Source organism: Synechococcus sp. CB0101, from assembly GCF_000179235.2.
Taxonomy (GTDB): domain Bacteria; phylum Cyanobacteriota; class Cyanobacteriia; order PCC-6307; family Cyanobiaceae; genus Vulcanococcus.
The window spans coordinates 2,708,211-2,726,027 of sequence record NZ_CP039373.1 but is presented as its reverse complement, the minus strand read 5'-3'; the positions used below and the strand labels follow the sequence as shown (position 1 = coordinate 2,726,027).

General features: G+C 64.3%; 20 protein-coding genes. 11 read left to right on the top strand and 9 right to left on the bottom strand.

Annotated elements, in window-relative coordinates:
* Window positions 1-41 precede the first annotated feature (41 nt).
* The 8 genes from CB0101_RS14795 (at window position 42) to CB0101_RS15520 (ending at window position 5,666) form a co-directional block, all read left to right on the top strand.
* On the top strand, window positions 42-1,214 hold the full coding sequence (locus tag CB0101_RS14795) for a citrate synthase (protein WP_050778737.1): 1,173 nt from the start codon (window positions 42-44) through the stop codon (window positions 1,212-1,214).
* 73 nt (window positions 1,215-1,287) lie between these two features.
* Window positions 1,288-2,406 (top strand): NADH-quinone oxidoreductase subunit NuoH, encoded by a 1,119-nt coding sequence (gene nuoH / locus CB0101_RS14790; RefSeq protein ID WP_010305115.1) that lies wholly within the window; start codon window positions 1,288-1,290, stop codon window positions 2,404-2,406.
* Between the two features lie 64 nt (window positions 2,407-2,470).
* Window positions 2,471-3,073, top strand: coding sequence for an NAD(P)H-quinone oxidoreductase subunit I (ndhI, locus tag CB0101_RS14785; RefSeq protein WP_010305110.1), 603 nt, complete (start codon window positions 2,471-2,473; stop codon window positions 3,071-3,073).
* On the top strand, window positions 3,073-3,672 hold the full coding sequence (locus tag CB0101_RS14780) for an NADH-quinone oxidoreductase subunit J (RefSeq protein WP_010305106.1): 600 nt from the start codon (window positions 3,073-3,075) through the stop codon (window positions 3,670-3,672). Before ndhI ends, CB0101_RS14780 begins: the two co-directional genes overlap by 1 nt.
* Window positions 3,672-4,001, top strand: coding sequence for an NADH-quinone oxidoreductase subunit NuoK (gene nuoK, locus CB0101_RS14775; protein WP_010305104.1), 330 nt, complete (start codon window positions 3,672-3,674; stop codon window positions 3,999-4,001). Before CB0101_RS14780 ends, nuoK begins: the two co-directional genes overlap by 1 nt.
* A gap of 27 nt (window positions 4,002-4,028) precedes the next feature.
* On the top strand, window positions 4,029-4,940 hold the full coding sequence (locus CB0101_RS14770) for an NAD(+) kinase (RefSeq protein WP_010305102.1): 912 nt from the start codon (window positions 4,029-4,031) through the stop codon (window positions 4,938-4,940).
* Between the two features lie 8 nt (window positions 4,941-4,948).
* Complete coding sequence (locus tag CB0101_RS14765) at window positions 4,949-5,467, top strand: CYTH domain-containing protein (RefSeq protein WP_010305100.1); 519 nt, start codon at window positions 4,949-4,951, stop codon at window positions 5,465-5,467.
* A 28-nt stretch (window positions 5,468-5,495) separates the two neighbouring features.
* A complete protein-coding gene (locus tag CB0101_RS15520; RefSeq protein WP_010305098.1) occupies window positions 5,496-5,666 on the top strand; it encodes a hypothetical protein in 171 nt (56 codons plus the stop codon).
* On the opposite strand, the gene CB0101_RS14760 is transcribed toward CB0101_RS15520, so the two are convergent.
* Window positions 5,648-5,887, bottom strand: a complete 240-nt coding sequence (locus tag CB0101_RS14760; RefSeq protein ID WP_010305096.1) for a response regulator transcription factor — start codon at window positions 5,885-5,887, stop codon at window positions 5,648-5,650. The two genes, CB0101_RS15520 and CB0101_RS14760, sit on opposite strands and share 19 nt — an antisense overlap.
* 63 nt (window positions 5,888-5,950) lie before the next feature.
* On the opposite strand from CB0101_RS14760, the gene CB0101_RS14755 reads away from it, so the two are divergent.
* The gene (locus CB0101_RS14755) at window positions 5,951-6,865 is read left to right on the top strand and encodes a methylenetetrahydrofolate reductase (RefSeq protein WP_010305094.1); all 915 of its coding nucleotides are present in this window, start codon (window positions 5,951-5,953) and stop codon (window positions 6,863-6,865) included.
* Here CB0101_RS14755 and CB0101_RS14750 read toward each other — a convergent pair.
* The 6 genes from CB0101_RS14750 to CB0101_RS14720 all read right to left on the bottom strand — a co-directional run bounded on the left by CB0101_RS14750 (window position 6,849) and on the right by CB0101_RS14720 (window position 14,183).
* Window positions 6,849-8,030, bottom strand: coding sequence for an NDP-sugar synthase (locus CB0101_RS14750; RefSeq protein WP_010305091.1), 1,182 nt, complete (start codon window positions 8,028-8,030; stop codon window positions 6,849-6,851). The two genes, CB0101_RS14755 and CB0101_RS14750, sit on opposite strands and share 17 nt — an antisense overlap.
* 46 nt (window positions 8,031-8,076) lie before the next feature.
* The gene (locus CB0101_RS14745; protein WP_010305088.1) at window positions 8,077-8,958 is read right to left on the bottom strand and encodes a segregation/condensation protein A; all 882 of its coding nucleotides are present in this window, start codon (window positions 8,956-8,958) and stop codon (window positions 8,077-8,079) included.
* A 64-nt stretch (window positions 8,959-9,022) separates the two neighbouring features.
* Window positions 9,023-9,382: a lipopolysaccharide assembly protein LapA domain-containing protein gene (locus CB0101_RS14740; protein WP_010305085.1), complete on the bottom strand. Its 360-nt coding sequence runs from the start codon at window positions 9,380-9,382 to the stop codon at window positions 9,023-9,025.
* A gap of 89 nt (window positions 9,383-9,471) precedes the next feature.
* Window positions 9,472-11,103 (bottom strand): NAD(P)H-quinone oxidoreductase subunit 4, encoded by a 1,632-nt coding sequence (locus CB0101_RS14735; protein ID WP_010305082.1) that lies wholly within the window; start codon window positions 11,101-11,103, stop codon window positions 9,472-9,474.
* A 319-nt stretch (window positions 11,104-11,422) separates the two neighbouring features.
* Window positions 11,423-13,435: an NAD(P)H-quinone oxidoreductase subunit 5 gene (locus CB0101_RS14725; protein ID WP_010305080.1), complete on the bottom strand. Its 2,013-nt coding sequence runs from the start codon at window positions 13,433-13,435 to the stop codon at window positions 11,423-11,425.
* Between the two features lie 46 nt (window positions 13,436-13,481).
* Window positions 13,482-14,183 carry an NnrU family protein gene (locus CB0101_RS14720; protein ID WP_043717125.1) on the bottom strand — a complete coding sequence of 234 codons (702 nt, stop codon included), beginning with the start codon at window positions 14,181-14,183 and terminating at the stop codon, window positions 13,482-13,484.
* A gap of 141 nt (window positions 14,184-14,324) precedes the next feature.
* Here CB0101_RS14720 and CB0101_RS14715 point away from each other — a divergent pair, with 141 nt between their 5' ends.
* Complete coding sequence (locus CB0101_RS14715; RefSeq protein ID WP_010305074.1) at window positions 14,325-15,320, top strand: LysR family transcriptional regulator; 996 nt, start codon at window positions 14,325-14,327, stop codon at window positions 15,318-15,320.
* On the opposite strand, the gene CB0101_RS14710 is transcribed toward CB0101_RS14715, so the two are convergent.
* Window positions 15,311-15,955, bottom strand: coding sequence for a DUF3172 domain-containing protein (locus CB0101_RS14710; RefSeq protein ID WP_010305071.1), 645 nt, complete (start codon window positions 15,953-15,955; stop codon window positions 15,311-15,313). The two genes, CB0101_RS14715 and CB0101_RS14710, sit on opposite strands and share 10 nt — an antisense overlap.
* Window positions 15,952-16,299 carry an NAD(P)H-quinone oxidoreductase subunit M gene (gene ndhM / locus CB0101_RS14705; RefSeq protein WP_010305067.1) on the bottom strand — a complete coding sequence of 116 codons (348 nt, stop codon included), beginning with the start codon at window positions 16,297-16,299 and terminating at the stop codon, window positions 15,952-15,954. Before ndhM ends, CB0101_RS14710 begins: the two co-directional genes overlap by 4 nt.
* A gap of 128 nt (window positions 16,300-16,427) precedes the next feature.
* Between ndhM and pds the strand changes: the two genes are divergently transcribed.
* Window positions 16,428-17,816 (top strand): 15-cis-phytoene desaturase, encoded by a 1,389-nt coding sequence (gene pds, locus CB0101_RS14700; RefSeq protein WP_010305063.1) that lies wholly within the window; start codon window positions 16,428-16,430, stop codon window positions 17,814-17,816.
* Window position 17,817 lies beyond the last annotated feature (1 nt).

Below are 17,817 nucleotides of genomic sequence, written 5' to 3'. Positions count from 1 at the left end.
AGCGGCCTTAGGTTGCCGAAACGGATTGGGTTGATGCCGCCATGGTGAGTACAGCACCTGCAGAGGCAGGGTTGAAGCCAGCCACCCCTGAGTACCGCCCCGGCCTTGAGGGCGTGCCGGCCACCCAATCGTCGGTGTGCGACATCGATGGCCAGCGGGGGCGGCTTACCTACCGCGGCTACAGCGTGGAGGAGCTGGCGCAGCACAGCACCTTCCTGGAAACCACCTACCTACTGATCTGGGGGGAACTGCCCACCGCGTCACAGCTGCGGGAGTTTGAGCACGAGGTGCAGATGCACCGGCGGGTGAGCTTCCGCATCCGCGACATGATGAAGTGCTTCCCCTCCCAGGGGCACCCGATGGACGCGCTGCAGAGCAGTGCAGCCTCCCTCGGGCTCTTCTATTCGCGGCGAGCCCTCGACAACCCCGAGTACATCGTCTCGGCGGTGGTGCGGCTGATCGCCAAGATCCCCACGATGGTGGCGGCCTTTCAGCTGATTCGCAAAGGCCAGGATCCGATCCAGCCCCGCGACGACCTGCCCTACGCGGCCAACTTCCTCTACATGCTCACCGAGCGGGAGCCCGACCCGCTGGCGGCGCGGATCTTTGATGCCTGCCTGATCCTGCATGCCGAGCACAGCCTCAACGCCAGCACCTTCAGTGCGCGGGTGACCGCCAGCACCCTCACCGATCCCTATGCGGTGGTGGCCTCAGCGGTGGGCACCCTGGCCGGTCCGCTCCATGGCGGCGCCAATGAGGATGTGCTCGAGATGCTCGACAGCATTGGCAGCGCCGATCAGGTGGCGCCCTGGCTCGATCAGGCGATTGCGGAGAAGCGAAAGATCATGGGCTTCGGCCACCGGGAATACAAGGTGAAGGATCCCCGGGCCGTGATCCTGCAGAAGCTGGCGGAGCAACTGTTTGATCAGTTCGGCCACGACCCCCTCTACGACCTGGCTCGCAAGCTCGAGGAGGTGGCTGCGGAGCGCCTCGGCCCCAAGGGCATCTATCCCAACGTGGATTTCTATTCCGGCCTGGTGTATCGGAAGCTCGGGATCCCGGTGGATCTGTTCACGCCGATCTTTGCCATCGCTCGCACCGCCGGCTGGCTGGCCCACTGGAAGGAGCAGCTCGGTGCTAACCGCATCTACCGCCCCACGCAGATCTACACCGGTTCGGCCGGGCGTGCCTGGGCACCGCTGGAAGCCCGCTGACCCGAGTGCGGCTGCGGCCGCTTAAGTTGCCCCCATCCACAGGCCACCCATGGTGTTTGCCAATCCCGCCGTCGTGAGCGCCGGCCTCGACCTGGAGGCCAGCTTCACCGACCTGTTGCAGGGTCTGGGCTTATCGCCGGGAGCAGCCCACCTGCTCTGGCTGCCCCTGCCGATGCTGCTGGTGCTGGTGGCGGCCGTGGTGGGCGTGCTCGTGAATGTGTGGCTGGAGCGCAAGATCTCCGCTGCTGTGCAGCAGCGCATCGGCCCTGAATACGCCGGTGCCCTGGGCATCCTTCAGCCCCTGGCTGACGGCCTGAAATTGCTGTTCAAGGAAGACATCATTCCGGCCCGGGCCGACGGCCTGCTGTTCACCCTGGGCCCGGTGCTGGTGCTGGTGCCGGTGATCCTGAGCTGGCTGGTGGTTCCATTTGGCCAGAACCTGCTGATCAGCAATGTGGGCGTGGGGATCTTCCTCTGGATTTCCCTCAGCAGCATTCAGCCGATCGGCCTGCTGATGGCGGGTTATGCCTCCAACAACAAGTATTCGCTGCTGGGTGGCCTGCGGGCCGCTGCGCAGTCGATCTCCTATGAGATCCCCCTGGCACTGGCGGTGCTGGCGGTCGTGATGATGAGCAACTCGCTCAGCACCGTCGACATCGTCGATCAGCAGACCGGTGCCGGCATCCTCAGCTGGAACATCTGGCGCCAGCCCGTGGGCTTCGCCATCTTCTGGATCTGCGCTCTGGCGGAGTGCGAACGCCTGCCGTTCGACCTCCCCGAGGCTGAAGAGGAGTTGGTCGCGGGCTACCAGACCGAGTACTCCGGCATGAAGTTCGCCCTCTTCTATCTGGGCAGCTACATCAACCTGGTGCTCTCGGCGCTGCTGGTGTCGGTGCTCTACCTGGGTGGCTGGGGCTTCCCCCTGCCGGTGGAGTGGATCGTGAACCTCACCGGTCAGCCGATTGATGCGCCGCTGGTGCAGGTGATCACGGCCACCACCGGCATTGTGATGACCGTGCTGAAGGCCTACCTGCTGGTGTTCTTCGCGATCCTGCTGCGCTGGACCGTGCCTCGGGTGCGCATCGATCAGCTGCTTGATCTGGGCTGGAAGTTCCTGCTGCCGATCGCCCTGGTGAACCTGCTGGTCACCGCGGGCCTCAAGCTGGCGTTCCCCGCCTTCTTCGGCGGCTGATCACCCTCCCACCGCCTGGCCGGGCCATCATGGTGCCGGCGTTTCCGCCCCTGCTCGCCTGTTCATGTTCGGGTTTCTCAAGAAAGTCGGTGACTACACCCGCGATGCGGTGGGTGCGGCCAACTACCTGACCCAGGGCCTGTCGGTCACGTTCGACCATCTGCGCCGGCGGCCGATCACGGTGCAGTACCCCTACGAGAAGCTGATCCCTTCAGAGCGCTACAGGGGCCGGATCCACTACGAATTCGACAAGTGCATCGCCTGTGAGGTGTGTGTGCGTGTCTGCCCGATCAACCTGCCGGTGGTGGATTGGGTGATGAACAAAGCCACCAAGAAGAAGGAGCTGCGCAACTACTCGATCGATTTCGGGGTTTGCATCTTCTGCGGCAATTGCGTGGAGTACTGCCCCACCAACTGCCTCTCGATGACCGAGGAGTACGAGCTGGCCGCCTTCGATCGCCACAGTCTCAACTACGACAACGTCGCCCTGGGTCGTCTGCCCACCAGCGTGACCAGTGATCCGGCGGTGATCCCCCTGCGGGAGCTGGCCTATCTGCCCAAGGGTGAGATGGATCCCCATGGTGTGGATCCCAGCCGCCCCCGCTCCGGTCAGCTGCCCTCTCAGGTGCAGACTGCCCCTGCCGCTTCGAGTGAGGAGAACGCCTGATGACCATCGCCTCCTCCACTCAGCTGATCTGCTTTACGGTGCTCTCGGCTGTGGTGGCCATCGGCGCCCTAGGCGTGGTGCTGCTGCCCAACATTGTGTATTCGGCCTTCCTGCTGGGCGGCGTGTTCCTGTCGGTGGCAGGCCTCTACCTGTTGCTCAACGCCAGCTTTGTGGCGGCCGCTCAGGTGCTCGTGTACGTGGGCGCTGTGAACGTGCTGATCCTGTTCGCGATCATGCTCGTGAACAAGAAGGAAGACCTGGCGGCGATCCCCGGTTTGGCCGTGCGCCGGCTTCTGTCCGGTGCCGTGTGCGCGGGCTTGTTCGCGCTGCTGCTGCGGGTGGCTTTCACCACTCCCTGGGCAACCCCTGGTCCGGAGCCCGTTGGTGAAGAAGCCACGATCCGCATCGGTGAGCACCTGTTCAGCGACTACCTGCTGCCGTTCGAGCTGGCCTCGGTGCTGCTGCTGATGGCGATGATCGGTGCCATCGTGCTGGCTCGCCGTGATGTGCTCAGCGCCGACATCAGCACCGGTGAGCCCGCCGATCAGGGTCTGATTGAGAAGTCCCGCACCCCTCTGCTGCTGGAGAAAACCAACTGATGAACCTCGAGCTGCCCACCACCGTGCCCCTGCAGGCCTATCTGGCCCTGGCGGCCATCCTCTTCTGCACCGGCGTTTGGGGTCTGATCAACAGCCGCAACGCCGTGCGTGTGTTGATGAGCATTGAGCTGATGCTCAACGCCGTGAATATCAACCTGATGGCGTTCTCCAGCTACCTCGATGGTCAGCTGATCCGCGGCCAGGTGTTCACCATTTTTGTGATCACCGTGGCCGCTGCTGAAGCTGCGGTTGGCCTGGCGATCCTGCTGTCGCTCTACCGCAACCGTGAGACGGTCGACATGGAGCGTTTCAACCTGCTGCGTTGGTAGCCAGGCTGGGGGCACTGCTCAGCTGCCATGCGCCTTGACACCGTCTGGTTGATTCACCGGGCCGCCAGTCAGGCGGCTCTGCGGCAAGCTCGGCGCAGCGCTGAAACCCTGCGCGAGCAGGGGGTGAAGGTGGCGGTGGCGATGAGTGGGGCCACGGCCAATCCGTTCCCGGGCCTCTTGGCCGATGAGGGAGGTCCGCCGGATCTGGCGGTGGTGCTCGGCGGCGACGGCACGGTGCTGGGGGCGGCGCGCCACCTGGCGCCTCTGGGCATTCCGATCCTCTGCTTCAACGTGGGCGGGCACTTCGGCTTTCTCACCCACGAGCGCAAGCTCCTCAGCCAGGGGCTGGGCCCCGATGGGGAGCGTGATCTGTGGGATCGCCTGCGCGACGATCGCTTTGCCCTTGAGCGGCGGATGATGCTGGAGGCCCGCACCGACCGCAGCGATGCGGTGTATGGCGCCCTCAACGATTTCTATTTCCGGCCGGGCCTCGATGAGGTGTCGCCCACCTGTGTGTTGGAGCTCGAGATCGATGGTGAGGTGGTGGATCAATACCGCGGCGATGGCCTGATCATCTCCACGGCCACGGGGTCTACGGGCTATTCGATGGCGGCCGGCGGCCCGATCCTGCATCCCGGGGTAGAGGCGATTGTGGTGAACCCGATCTGCCCGATGAGCCTGTCCAGCCGGCCGGTGGTGGTCCCGCCGCGGGCGCAGCTGGCGGTATGGCCCCTGGGGGAGGCGAGCCGTCGTGTGCGCCTTTGGAACGATGGCGCCCATGCCACGGTGCTCGAGCCCGGTGATCGCTGCGATGTGCGTCGCTCGCCCCACCATGCGCTGATGGTGCTGCTGGAGCAGAACCCCTCTTACTACCGCACCTTGAGCCGCAAACTCCATTGGGCCGGCAGCCTCACCGCTGCCGAACCCTCCCCCAACTGAGCTGAGCCATGGCCCTGGAGATTGAGCGGCGCTTTCTGGTGGCCGGCGAGCAGTGGCGGGAGCATGTGCAGTGGAGCCGCCATCTGATGCAGGGCTATCTCGCCGGTTCCGCCGACGGCCTCACCCTGCGGGTGCGCAGCGATGGCCAGGGGGCGGCCTGGCTCACCCTGAAAGTTCCCGCTGCGGGCATCGCCCGCTATGAATTCGAATACGGCATTCCCGCTCCCGATGCGGAGGCCCTGCTGGAGCTCAGTGAGGCACGGGTGCTGAAGGAGCGCTTTGGCCTCGATCTCCCCGGCGGGGAGTGGGTGCTGGATGTGTTCAGCGCGGAGAACATCCCGCTGGTGATCGCGGAGGTGGAGCTCAGCAGCGAAGAGGCGGCGGTGACCATCCCGCCTTGGTGCTGCTGTGAGATCACCGGAATCGGTGCGTTCAGCAATGCCGCCTTGGCCCGACGCCCTTTTCAGCACTGGGATCAAGCCGAACAGGAGCCGTGGCTCTTGAACATCAACCTGCAGCAGGCTTAGGATTCTCTTAAGGATTTGGAGAGGGCTGGTGCTCGGTCTCTACGACCAGCAAGGGTTGTTGCGCTTCAGCGGCCGCGATCTGGCTGATTGCCTGGCCTATGCCGAGCTGTTCGCGCTGGCCGATGGCAGCTTCAGCCTGGAATCGTTGGTGCATGAGCCGAACGCTGAGGATCGCTGGGGTCAGTCAGCGTCGTCCTGAGGCAGGTTGCAGCAATTGAAGCCATCGCGGCAGATCTTGCCGTGATCCATCGCCCAATTCAGCAGGGCCACGCGGTTTTTCGCACCGGTTTTGGTGAACACATTGCTCACGTGGTTATCCACGGTGCGCTTGCTGATCATCAGCCGTTCGCCGATCTCCTGGTTGGTCAGCCCCTGGGCCACCAGATCGATGATCTCCAGTTCGCGCTCCGAGAGATCCATCCACGCCCGCTGGCCGAGGCCCCACTCTAGGGAGCCCGCCGCGGGGCGGACAGGGCTTGGTTGATGATGGCCTGGCATTGGATCCAGGGCGTTTTGGGGCTGCAGCAGGCACTGGAGGTGGGATCCCTCGCCATCACGGCGGAGGTGATGCCGCCCCGCGGTGGTGACGCCAGCAGCACCCTGGCCCATGCCCGGGCCCTCAAGGGGCGTGTGCATGCAGTGAATGTGACGGATGGCAGCCGTGCGGTGATGCGTATGAGCAGCCTGGCGGTGTGCCGCCTGCTGCTGGATCAGGGCATTGAGCCGGTGTGGCAGGTCGCCTGCCGGGATCGCAACCGCATTGCCTTGCAGGCGGATTTGCTGGGGGCCCATGCCCTCGGTATCCGCAACGTGCTCTGCCTCACCGGAGATCCGGTGCGGGCCGGGGATCAGCCCGGCGCACGGCCCGTGAATGAATTGGAATCGGTGCGGTTGCTGCAGCAACTGCAGGCCCTCAACCAGGGCCTCGATCCAGTGCAGGGCGCCTTGGCCGATGGCCCCACCGCCCTGTTTGCCGGCGCCGCGGCTGATCCCCAGAGCCCCAGCTGGAGTGGTCTCAAGAGCCGCATCGCCCGCAAACACGCGGCCGGTGCCCGCTTCCTGCAAACCCAGATGGTGATGGATGGCGAGAGCCTGAAGCGCTTCGTGGGAGAGATCACCGGGCCCCTGGGCCTGCCGGTGCTGGCGGGGGTGTTTCTGCTGAAGTCGGCGAAGAACGCGGCTTTCATCAACCGGGTGGTGCCCGGCGCCAACATTCCTCAATCGATCATTGATCGCCTCGCCGCCGCCTCCAATCCAGCGGATGAGGGCATCAGCATTGCCGCCGAGCAGGTGGCTGCCTATGCCGGCATCGCCCAGGGGGTGCATCTGATGGCCGTGAAGGCCGAAGAGCGCATCCCGCTGATCTTGGAGCGTGCGGGTCTCAGCTCGCGTTGCTGATCGCCAGGTCTGTCCCCAGCAGTTCGGCCATGGCCTTCTGCTGCGGTGAGGGGCTGACGTGGTCCTGGCGGCGCACATCCGTGATCAGCCAGTCGAGGGCGGCCTCCTGCAGGTCGAAGTGATCGCCGTTGCGGTCGACGCAGTAGCGGCCGAATACCAGCTTCTCCACCAGCCGCACACCCGGGCCGATGCGGGAGTAATCAAAAATGATCGAGTTGTCGATCGTGGCGCCTTCGCAGATGTGGCAACTCGGGCCAATCATCGCCGGGCCAATCATCGTGGCGCCGTCTTCAATGCGGCTCATGCCACCCACATAGATCGGGCCTTCCACCTTGATCTTGTCCCAGTTGGCCGCAACGTTCAGGCCGGCGTAGACGCCGGGACGCACTTCCTTGCCTGGGATCTGCACTTGCCGCACCTGACCCTGCAGCACACTGCGAATCGCCTGCCAGTAGTCGGGCACTTTGCCGATGTCGACCCACTCGAATTCCATCGGCAGGGCGTAGAAGGCGGCGTCATCAGCCACCAGCCTGGGGAACAGATCGGAGCCGATGTCAAACGGCACACCATCCGGCACGTAGTCGAGCACTTCGGGCTCGAAGATGTAGATGCCGGTGTTGATCATGTCGCTGGCGGCTTCGTCCACCGACGGCTTCTCCTGGAAGGAGAGCACCCGGCCGTCGTCGTCGGTCACCACCACGCCGTAGCTGCTCACCTGATCGCGCGGCACCCGCTTGGTGATCAGGCTGGCCATGGCTCCTTTGGCCTTGTGTCGGCGCACGGCCTCGCTGAGGTCCAGGTCGATCAGGGCATCGCCGCAGAGCACCACAAAGGTGTCGTCGAAGAAGCGCTGGAAGGTCTGGATCTTCTTCAGGCCGCCGGCTGAGCCCAGGGCATCGCCGATCAGTTCGCCGTCTTCGATCCGGCCCTCGAAGCTGTAGGCGATCTCCACGCCGAAGCGCTGGCCATCGCGGAAATAGTTCTCGATCTCCTCGGCCAGGTGGGAGACGTTCACCATGATTTCGGTGAAGCCGTGTTCCCGCAGCAGCTCGAGCAGAAACTCCATCACGGGTTTCTGCAGGATCGGAATCATCGGCTTGGGGACGATGTGGGTGATCGGTCGCACCCGGGTCCCCTTACCGGCCGCCAGTATCATCGCCTTCATCGGCGCTGTCTGCTTTCGGTGAGTCCGCCCACCCTACGCACAGCCTCTAGGCGGCCAGTGGCTCTCGAGCCGGCCCCCGAGCTGACCCCAACTCCGCGGGCAGTGGCAATTGCACGCTCTCACGTTCGTCCAGCAGCCGTTTGAGCTGCAGTGGGCCAAACAGACCTCCTTGCTGCTCCAACTCCACCTTCCCTTGGGAGCAGAGGAAGAGCAGCGCCCAGAACACGCCCACCCGGTCGCTGTCGAGATCCTCCGGTGCCACGGCTGCCCAGGCCTCCACGAGTCCCTCAAAGCAGGTCCACTCCAAGGATTGCGGCCACTGCAAGAGGAACTGGCTCAGGGCCGCGGTGGTTTCCGGCAGCTTTTCGCGGTGAGCCAGGGCCGCCACCTGCTCGATCACCGCCCGGTCGCTGTAACGCTTGCTGCGCTGGCGTTTGATCCGTTGCCCCTCTTCCTGCTCCAGCCGCTCGGCGATGTCTTCGAGCTGGCGGATCAGTTCACCGAGGGTCACCGGCCGCTGCAGCGGCGGGGGAGCCACGGGCCGGCGCAGCAGATGCCGCTCCGGTCGCCTGGGGAGCTCCACACCCGGGCTGAGCAGCCAGCCCTGGCCCTCGGCGTCGAAGTCGAAGCTGAAGTCGTCGTCCAGCAGCGGCTCGGGCGGAAAGGTTTGCGCTTCCAGCACCTCGGCCTTCAGGCTCACGAGCATCGAGGCAGCGAGGAAGGCCTCACTGGTTTCGGCCAGGTCCTGTTCGTAACTGCCGCCGCGCCCCATGGCGGCCACCAGCCGCGGAACTTCAATGCGCTGGCGTAACTGATCCAGAAAGCCGTCCACGACGGCAATCACATCCACATCCCAGGGATCCAGGTCGCCCCGTTCGGCGGCGTCTTGCAACAGGCGGATCGCCAGCCTGGCGCCATCTGTGGCCACGGATCCGCTTGCACTCACCCGACCCTATCGGCTCAGAGCCTGAAAAGCCAGGCCAGATCTGCCTTCAGGCCGCTTCGCTTTGGGCGGTGCTCTCGCCGGCGGCCGGCAGCAGGCCCAGTTGGGCATCGACCGCTGCGCGGTAGCGCTGCACGTCTTCCTCCAGTTCGCGGATGCGCACCTGTTGGGCTTCCACCTCACCGGGGTTGACCTGGCTCTCCACCCGCTTCACCACACCGGTCCACACGGCGAACACCCAAGCGGCCGTTGCACCGATGCCGCCCACCAGCAGCAACAGGGCCGCGAGCGGGAGGGTGGCGCTGAGCCCAGGTAGGAATTGCACCGTGGTGGGGGCGGTGTTCTCCAGCGTGAACATCACCATGGCCAGGCCGAAGCTGAAGATCAGCAGGAAGTTCAGCTGCTTCATCGGTCGGGATGCACCGAAGGGTTTGGATTGTGGAGATTAGGTAGATCCCGTCGCGCTGAACCAAGGGATCGCGCAGCCTGAATGGTTTGTTATCCGGCTAGTGCTGGCGCCCGCAGGGGGGCCTGACGGATCAAGCCGGTGCCGGCGGGGGCGTTGAGGGCCTTCATCGCGCGTTCATCCCTGGCCACCAGCACCTCCATGGAGGCCTTGTAGCTGTCGGTCATCAGCCGTGGATAGAGGCCGATGCCGATGATCGGCACCAACAGACAGCCAATGATGTAAATCTCACGCGGTTCGGCATCCACCAGGTTGGTGTGCCCCACCAGTTCGGCTTTCTCCTGCCCGTAGAAGATTTCGCGCAGCATCGAGAGCAGGTAAATGGGCGTGAGGATCACGCCGATCGCCGCCAGGCCGTCGATCACCACCCGGAAGGGCAGGGTGTAGGCGTCGTCGGTGGCGAAGCCCACAAACACCATCAATTCGCTCACGAAGCCGCTCATCCCCGGGAGCGCCAGGGACGCGAGCGAGCACACGGTCCAGAGGGCAAACATCTTGCGCATCTTCTGGCCCACCCCGCCCATCTCATCGAGCTGCAGGGTGTGGGTGCGGTCGTAGGTGGCACCCACCAGGAAGAACAGCGAGGCGCCGATCAGGCCATGGCTGATCATCTGGAGCATCGCGCCGCTGGAGCCCAGGGCGCTGAAGCTGCCGATGCCGATCAGTACAAAGCCCATATGGCTGATCGAGCTGTAGGCGATTTTTCGTTTGAGGTTCCGCTGCGCAAACGAAGTGAGGGCTGCGTAAATGATGTTCACCACCCCCAGCACCACCAGCAGTGGTGCAAACACGGCGTGGCCATCCGGCAGGATCTGGCAGTTGAAGCGCAGCAGGGCGTAGCCGCCCATCTTCAGCAGGATGCCGGCTAGCAACATGTGCACCGGGGCCGTGGCTTCTCCGTGGGCATCCGGCAGCCAGGTGTGCAGGGGCACGATTGGCAGCTTCACCCCGAAGGCGATCAGCAGGCCGGCGTAGGCGAGCAGCTGGAACTTCACCGAGAAGCCCTTGGCCATCAGATCGGTGTAGTTGAAGCTGATGTCTCCGCCGTAGAAGGCCATCGCCAGGCCCGCCAATAGGATGAACAGGGAGCTTCCGGCGGTGTAGAGGATGAATTTGGTGGCGGCATATTGCCGCTTTTTGCCGCCCCAGATCGCCAGCAGCAGATACACCGGGATCAGTTCCAGCTCCCAGGCCAGGAAGAACAGCAGCATGTCCTGCACCGCAAACACGGCGATCTGGCCGCCATCCATGGCCAGCAGCAGGAAATAGAAGAGCTTCGGCTTGAAGCTCACCGGCCAGGCGGCCAGCACGGCTAGGGCGGTGATGAAGCTGGTGAGCAGGATCAGCGGCATTGAGATGCCATCAGCTCCCACCGACCACTCCAGACCGAGATCCGGTAGCCAGCTCACCTTCTCCACCAGCTGGAGATCCGGGTTGCTGGGGTCGTAGCCGTTGAGATAAGCCCCCACCGTGATCAGGAAGGTGATCAGGGCGATCCCCAGCGCAAACCAGCGCACCTGCTTGCCATCGCCGTTGTCGGGCACAAACGGAATGCACAGCGCCGCGCCGATCGGAAACAGGATCGAGGCACTTAACCAGGGAAAGGCTGTGCTGCTGCCCTGGCCTGCGGCAGCAGCCAGGAGCGTGGCGACATCCAGATGCACAGACGGGGCAACAGCTCTGGGCGGAGTGTAGAAATCACCGCCGCTGCTGCATCGGTGGCGTGGCGGATGTCACACAGAGCGTTGTGGCCTGGGGTTTGGCCTCGGGGCGCTCACCGCTGGGGGCGGACAGCGCCCCGAGGCCAAACCCCAGGCCCCCGCAGGCGGGAGCTGGGCGAGGGCTTGATGCGTGCAGGGCTTGGGTCTCCGGGCAAGCTTTGCCCCCCATGCCCCTCCTGCTGGGTGTCTGAGGCGCGGCCCTGGAGCCGGCATCCGCGTCACGCAGTGCGCGGCAGCCGGCGGAAGGGCCGCGCCTCAGACATCACCCAAGGACGCCAAACAGCACCACCAGTGCGATGACGCCGCCGAAGACGATCAGGGCATAGAACTGGGCGCGGCCGGTTTCGAAGTATTTGAGGCCTTCGCCGCTGCCGAGGGTGACCAGGCCGGTGAGGTTCACCACGCCGTCGACCACTTTGGAATCCACTTCCAGCACGGAGCGGGCCAGCTTGCGGCTGCCCTGCACGAACAGCTTGTCGTTGATGGCATCGAGGTACCACTTGTTCGCCAGGAAGGCGTTGATCGTGGGGAAGCGGCCGGCGACGGCGGTGCCCAGATCGATCTTGCGCAGCGCGTAGGCCAGCACGGCCACGGTGATGCCCACCAGGGAAATGGCTACAGAAGCGCCGGCCAAGGGCAGGAATTCACCCCAGCTGAAGTGCTCGGCGACCTCGGCGGCTTCATGGGGATCGAGGAGGTAACCGAAGCGGCTGTTCCAGGGCACCCCCAGCAGACCCACCAGCACGGAAGGAACAGCCAGCACCACCAGGGGCATCGCCATCTGCCAGCCGGATTCGTGGGGATGCTCGGCATGGGCGTGGCCGTGGTCATCGCCGTGCTCGTCGCTGCTCTTGCCTGCGGCGGCCATCAGCTGTGCCTGCATGGCCTTGTCGTTGCCGCGGAAGCTGCCCTCAAACGTGAGGAAGTACAAGCGGAACATGTAGAAGGCGGTCATGCCGGCGGTGATGAAACCAGCGGCCCACAGCACCGGGAAGCTGCCGAAGGCCTGACCGAGGATTTCGTCTTTGCTCCAGAAGCCGGCCAGGGGCGGGATGCCACTGATCGCCAGGCAGCCGATGAAGAAGGTGCTGCTGGTGATCGGCATGTGTTTGCGCAGGCCGCCCATCAGGCGCATGTCCTGCGCGAGAACCGCCTCATGGCCCACCACCTCTTCCATGGCGTGGATCACCGAGCCGGAGCCCAGGAAGAGCATCGCCTTGAAAAAGGCGTGGGTTACCAGGTGGAACATGCCTGCCACCGGTGCGCCGCAGCCCATCGCCAGCATCATGTAACCCAGTTGGCTCACGGTGCTGTAAGCCAGGCCCTTCTTCAGGTCCATCTGAGTGAGGGCGATCGAGGCCCCCAGAAACAGGGTGATCGTGCCGATCACGGCAATCACCACCTGCACCTCAGGGAACGGCACGTACACCGGCTGCAGGCGAGCCACCAGGAACACGCCCGCGGCCACCATCGTGGCGGCGTGAATCAGCGCTGAAATCGGAGTGGGGCCCTCCATCGCATCGGGCAGCCACACATGCAGCGGGAACTGGGCCGATTTGGCCATGGGCCCCATGAACACCAGCAGGCAGAGCAGCACGGCGATGCCGTTCGACACGCTGCCGTTGGCGATCGCGGCTTGCAGACCAGTGCCCACCTGCTCAAAGCCGAAGCTGCCGGTGGCCCAAAACAGGCCGAGGATGCCCAGCAAGAGGCCGAAGTCGCCCACCCGGTTCACCACGAAGGCTTTCTGGGCGGCATTGGCGGCGCCATCGCGGTCGTACCAGAAGCCCACCAGCAGGTAGGAGCACATGCCCACCAGCTCCCAGAACACATAGATCTGCAGGAGGTTGGGGCTGATCACCAGGCCCAGCATCGAGCTGCTGAACAGGGCCAGATAGGTGAAAAAGCGCACATAGCCCTTGTCGTGGGCCATGTAGCCATCGGAATAGACCATCACCAGCACGGCGATGGTGGTGACCAGGGCGAGCATCACCGCACCCAGGGCATCGACGCGGAAGCCCATCTCCAGGGTGAAGGCGCCGGCGCTGGCCCAGTTGAACAGCACTTCGGTGGGCCCGGCCCCCGCCAGTTGCTCGGCCAGCACGGCGTAGCTGAGCACTGCAGCGGCTCCCACGCTCGTGATCAGCAGTAGCGCCACCGGTTTGCGCAACCGGTTCACCGTGCGGTTGAAGCTGATCAGCCCAAGACCCACCAACGCTGCCCCGATCAAGGGCAACACCGGAATCAGCCAGGCGAGTTCGGCAGGCGAGGGCATCCGGCGCTGGAGCAATCAGGGCGAGTGTAGGCAGCGCGAGAGGCGCTTATCCCAGCCAATGGGCCAGCCCGGTGCGGCTGAAGGCTGTGGCACCGCTGCCGATGAAGCGATGGGCCCACCAGAACACACCAACGGCGATGGCAATTCCCAGCTGGGCGGGCCGCAGGAATTCAGCCAGCTGCAGCTGTTGGCGGCCATCGAGCACGGCGCGAAACGGGATCACGGAGGTGCTGGCACGCAGCTCTTCGAAGGCCGCTCCGAAGCGGTTGGCCAGGCGGCGATCTCCGTTCCAAATCGCGAACAGGTGATGGGCAATCAGGCCTGCGCAGGTGGCCACCATGAAGCTGCTGCCGATCCAGAGCAGATGGGTGCAGCACCAGAGGATCTGCCCGATTGCCTGGGGATGGCGGCTGATGCGGATGATGCCGGTGGCATACATCCGCACCTGGGGCTTGAGCACCGCTGGGATCTCCAGCAGGTTGTAGGTGGCTGGGTAGAGAAACAGGAAGCTGATGGCGGTGCCGATCCACACCAGCGGAATGATCCAGGGCTGGTCCTGCAGATTCCAGAGCCGGATGCCGTCGTAGCGGTGGGCCAGGAAGTAGCCGATCACCACAACGGCCGAGGGGATGCTCACCCCAGCAAACAGCAGGCGCCAGGCCCGTTCACCGATGCGCTCCACCCCCCAGTAGCGCAGGGAGGCGCCGCCGCTGTGGATCACGGCAAAGCCCAGCAATAACGCCAGCATCACCCAGCTGCTGTGGTGGAGATCGCTGCTGGGAGTCACAGGCCGGCCGGCGCAAGGAGTGTGCTGATTCTCCTCAGTCGCCTGAGCGACCCGAGAGGGCACCTAGAGTTCTGCTTCCCGCAGCATCCCTGCGCCCCCTGCATGGCTGATCTGCCCTTCACCCTTGATCAGCTGCGCATCCTGCGGGCGATTGCTAGCGAGGGCAGCTTCAAGAAGGCGGCCGACAGCCTCTATGTCACGCAGCCTGCGGTCAGCCTCCAGATCCAGAACCTGGAGAAGCAGCTCAACGTGTCGCTGTTTGACCGGGGCGGGCGCAAGGCGCAGCTCACTGAGGCCGGCCATCTGCTGCTCAGCTACTGCGACCGGATCCTGAGCCAGTGTCAGGAGGCCTGCCGGGCCCTCGACGATCTCCACAACCTCAAGGGCGGCTCGCTGATCGTGGGCGCCAGCCAGACCACCGGCACTTATTTGATGCCGCGGATGATCGGGCTGTTTCGCCAGAAATACCCCGAGGTGGCGGTGCAGCTGCAGGTGCACAGCACCCGCCGCACCGGTTGGAGCGTGGCCAATGGCCAGATCGACCTGGCGATCATCGGTGGGGAGCTCCCCACCGAATTGAACGAGTTGCTGCAGGTGGTGCCCTATGCCAGTGATGAGCTGGCGCTGGTGCTGCCCACCAAGCATCCCCTGGCCCGCTTAGCCGAGCTCAGCAAAGACGATCTCTACCGGCTGGGTTTTGTCTGCCTGGACGCCCAATCCACGACCCGCAAGATGGTGGACCAGCTGCTGGCCCGTTCCGGTCTGGATGTGTCGCGGCTGAAGATTGAGATGGAACTCAATTCCTTTGAGGCCATCAAAAACGCTGTTCAGAGTGGTTTGGGTGCAGCGTTCCTGCCCGTGGTGTCGATCGAGCGGGAGCTGGCGGCTGGAAGCCTGCATCGACCAGCCCTGGCGGATCTCTCGGTGCGGCGGCAGCTGAAGCTGATCAGCCATCCCTCGCGTTACTGCTCAAGGGCTGCGGATGCCTTCCGCAAAGAGGTGCTGCCGGTGTTCGCGAGCCCCGATAGCCCCCTGCGCCGGCCCCTGATGCAGAACCAGGCGGCCGGCTCAGAGCCCGGCGGCGACGATCAGAACTGATCCGCCTCGGGGGTAATGCCCACGGTGTCGTCGGCCACGCCCTTGGTGAGGAACTTGTTCTCGCTGATGTCGGTCTGATAGACGCAGCGCACCACGGGCTTGTCTTTCACCGAGCCGATGTAGGCAAAGGTGTTCATGCGCTGCTTGCACTGGCGCATCTGCTCGGCGGTGACCGCACCTTCCTTCTGCAGCACGCTCCAGTTCTCCCGTCGAATCACGCAGCCGGGCTTGAGCGAAGGCTGGGTCACGAAGCTGGTGCTGGGGTTCATCGTGGTGTACAGCTCGATGTCCATCACGAAGGCGCTCGCCCCCCACTGGCGGCAGAACTCAGGGTCAGGCACCGCCATATCGAGCTGCTGGGAGCTGGCGATGTTGCCCTGATCGCCCTGGGTGGTGCTGGAGATGCCGGTGCCGATGCCGATCCCCACCACCAACACGCCCGCGAGAATCGCGCCGCTGGCTACGTTGAACTGGAAACCGCCGCCCCCGGAACCACCGCCTGGGCCGCCCGAAGATCCCCCTCCGCGTCGGGGCATGTCGTAGGGATCGCGTCCGCGGCTGGGGCGCTCGCGTCGATCCTCCGGGTAGCCGTAACGGTCGTCGTCGTAGCCGCGGCTGCTGCGGGATCGGGTCATGCGCTCTGGGGAGCCTGAGGCAGGCCCATGGAGTAATTCAGCACCCGACAGTCAGGGTTGTAGCGGAGGGCGCCGGCCTGAAGCAGTTCGCGGAGCTGGCCTTCCAGTTCCGAGCCGATCCGGCGCAGGTTGTAGTCGTTCAGGTCGTGGCCGGCATGGGCTTCCACCAGCTCGCGGAAGCGCTGCTGCACGGCGTCCTGGCTGGCGCTGTCCCAGATGAATTCGTTGTCGGGGTCCAGATCGAGGGTGAGCTGGTTGGGGTCATACACCAGCTGGCCGTTCTCCACGCGGGCCGTGAAGATCCGCACATGGCGGGTGGTGGATTTCAGCAGTGTGTCGGCCATGGGGCGGGGCAGCGCAGGCCGGCAGACCCAAGGACCGGCTCAGTCGACTTTAGAAAGCCCCCCCGCCAGGCGGTCAAGCGGCGCAGCATCAGCCCCCCTTAAGGTTGTCTGCTGATTCAGGGGTTTTCATGCGCGTCGCCATCGCTGGTGCTGGTCTGGCCGGTCTGGCCTGTGCCAAGTACCTCTGCGACGCCGGTCACACCCCGGTGGTGGTCGAAGCCCGCGACGTGCTTGGCGGCAAGGTGGCGGCCTGGCAAGACGAAGACGGCGACTGGTACGAAACCGGTTTGCATATTTTCTTCGGCGCCTACCGCAACATGCGGCAGCTCTTCAAGGAGCTGAACATCGAAGACCGGCTCCAGTGGAAGAGCCATTCGATGATCTTTAACCAGAAGGAAACGCCGGGCACCTACAGCCGATTCGACTTCCCCGATATCCCGGCACCGTTCAACGGTGTGGCAGCGATTCTGGGGAATAACGACATGCTCACCTGGCCGGAGAAAATCTCCTTCGGCCTGGGCCTGGTGCCGGCAATGCTGCGCGGCCAGCAATACGTGGAAGAGTGCGATCAATACTCCTGGACGGAGTGGTTGAAGCTGCACAACATCCCCGAGCGCGTGAACGATGAGGTGTTCATCGCCATGGCCAAGGCGTTGAACTTCATCGATCCCGATGAGATCTCCAGCACCGTGGTGCTCACCGCCCTGAACCGCTTCTTGCAGGAGGGCGACGGCTCCAAAATGGCGTTCCTTGATGGCAACCCGCCTCAGCGCCTGTGCCAGCCGATCGTGGATTACGTCACCGAGCGTGGCGGCGAAGTGCATCTCGATTCACCCCTGCGGGAGATCGAGCTCAATGCCGATGGCAGCGTTAGCGGCTTCCGAATCGGTGGCATCAAGGGCAAAGAGGGTTACACCCTGCAGGCCGATGCTTACGTGAGCGCCCTGCCGGTGGATCCGTTCAAGCTGCTGCTGCCGGAGCCCTGGAAGGAGATGCCCTACTTCAAGAAGCTCGACGGCCTCAACGGTGTGCCCGTGATCAACATTCACCTTTGGTTTGATCGCAAGCTCACCGAGATCGATCACCTGCTGTTCAGCCGTAGCCCCCTGCTCAGCGTGTATGCCGACATGAGCAACACCTGCAAGGAATACGAAGATCCCGAGCGCTCCATGCTTGAGCTGGTGTTCGCGCCCGCCAAAGACTGGATTGGCCGCAGCGATGAAGACATCGTGGCCGCCACGATGGAAGAGCTGAAGCGCTTGTTCCCGATGCACTTCACTGGCGATAACCAAGCGCAGCTCCGGAAGTCGATCGTGGTGAAAACGCCCTTGTCGGTGTACAAAACCGTGCCCGGTTGCCAGCAGCTGCGCCCGGATCAAACATCCCCGATTCCCAACTTCTTCCTCGCTGGCGACTACACCATGCAGCGCTATCTCGCTTCCATGGAAGGTGCTGTGCTCAGCGGCAAGCTGTGTGCCCAGGCCGTCGCGACTGCGCCCGTGGCGGTCGCGGCCTGAA

Bases quoted from the DNA above. Each gene is read 5' to 3' on its own strand.
- CB0101_RS14795 (WP_050778737.1), top strand. From the start codon at position 42: ATGGTGAGTACAGCACCTGCAGAGGCAGGGTTGAAGCCAGCCACCCCT.
- ndhI (WP_010305110.1), top strand. From the start codon at position 2,471: ATGTTCGGGTTTCTCAAGAAAGTCGGTGACTACACCCGCGATGCGGTG.
- CB0101_RS14780 (WP_010305106.1), top strand. From the start codon at position 3,073: ATGACCATCGCCTCCTCCACTCAGCTGATCTGCTTTACGGTGCTCTCG.
- nuoK (WP_010305104.1), top strand. From the start codon at position 3,672: ATGAACCTCGAGCTGCCCACCACCGTGCCCCTGCAGGCCTATCTGGCC.
- CB0101_RS14770 (WP_010305102.1), top strand. From the start codon at position 4,029: ATGCGCCTTGACACCGTCTGGTTGATTCACCGGGCCGCCAGTCAGGCG.
- CB0101_RS14765 (WP_010305100.1), top strand. From the start codon at position 4,949: ATGGCCCTGGAGATTGAGCGGCGCTTTCTGGTGGCCGGCGAGCAGTGG.
- CB0101_RS14760 (WP_010305096.1), bottom strand. From the start codon at position 5,887: ATGGATCTCTCGGAGCGCGAACTGGAGATCATCGATCTGGTGGCCCAG.
- CB0101_RS14755 (WP_010305094.1), top strand. From the start codon at position 5,951: ATGATGGCCTGGCATTGGATCCAGGGCGTTTTGGGGCTGCAGCAGGCA.
- CB0101_RS14750 (WP_010305091.1), bottom strand. From the start codon at position 8,030: ATGAAGGCGATGATACTGGCGGCCGGTAAGGGGACCCGGGTGCGACCG.
- CB0101_RS14740 (WP_010305085.1), bottom strand. From the start codon at position 9,382: ATGAAGCAGCTGAACTTCCTGCTGATCTTCAGCTTCGGCCTGGCCATG.
- CB0101_RS14725 (WP_010305080.1), bottom strand. From the start codon at position 13,435: ATGCCCTCGCCTGCCGAACTCGCCTGGCTGATTCCGGTGTTGCCCTTG.
- CB0101_RS14720 (WP_043717125.1), bottom strand. From the start codon at position 14,183: ATGCTGGCGTTATTGCTGGGCTTTGCCGTGATCCACAGCGGCGGCGCC.
- CB0101_RS14715 (WP_010305074.1), top strand. From the start codon at position 14,325: ATGGCTGATCTGCCCTTCACCCTTGATCAGCTGCGCATCCTGCGGGCG.
- CB0101_RS14710 (WP_010305071.1), bottom strand. From the start codon at position 15,955: ATGACCCGATCCCGCAGCAGCCGCGGCTACGACGACGACCGTTACGGC.
- ndhM (WP_010305067.1), bottom strand. From the start codon at position 16,299: ATGGCCGACACACTGCTGAAATCCACCACCCGCCATGTGCGGATCTTC.
- pds (WP_010305063.1), top strand. From the start codon at position 16,428: ATGCGCGTCGCCATCGCTGGTGCTGGTCTGGCCGGTCTGGCCTGTGCC.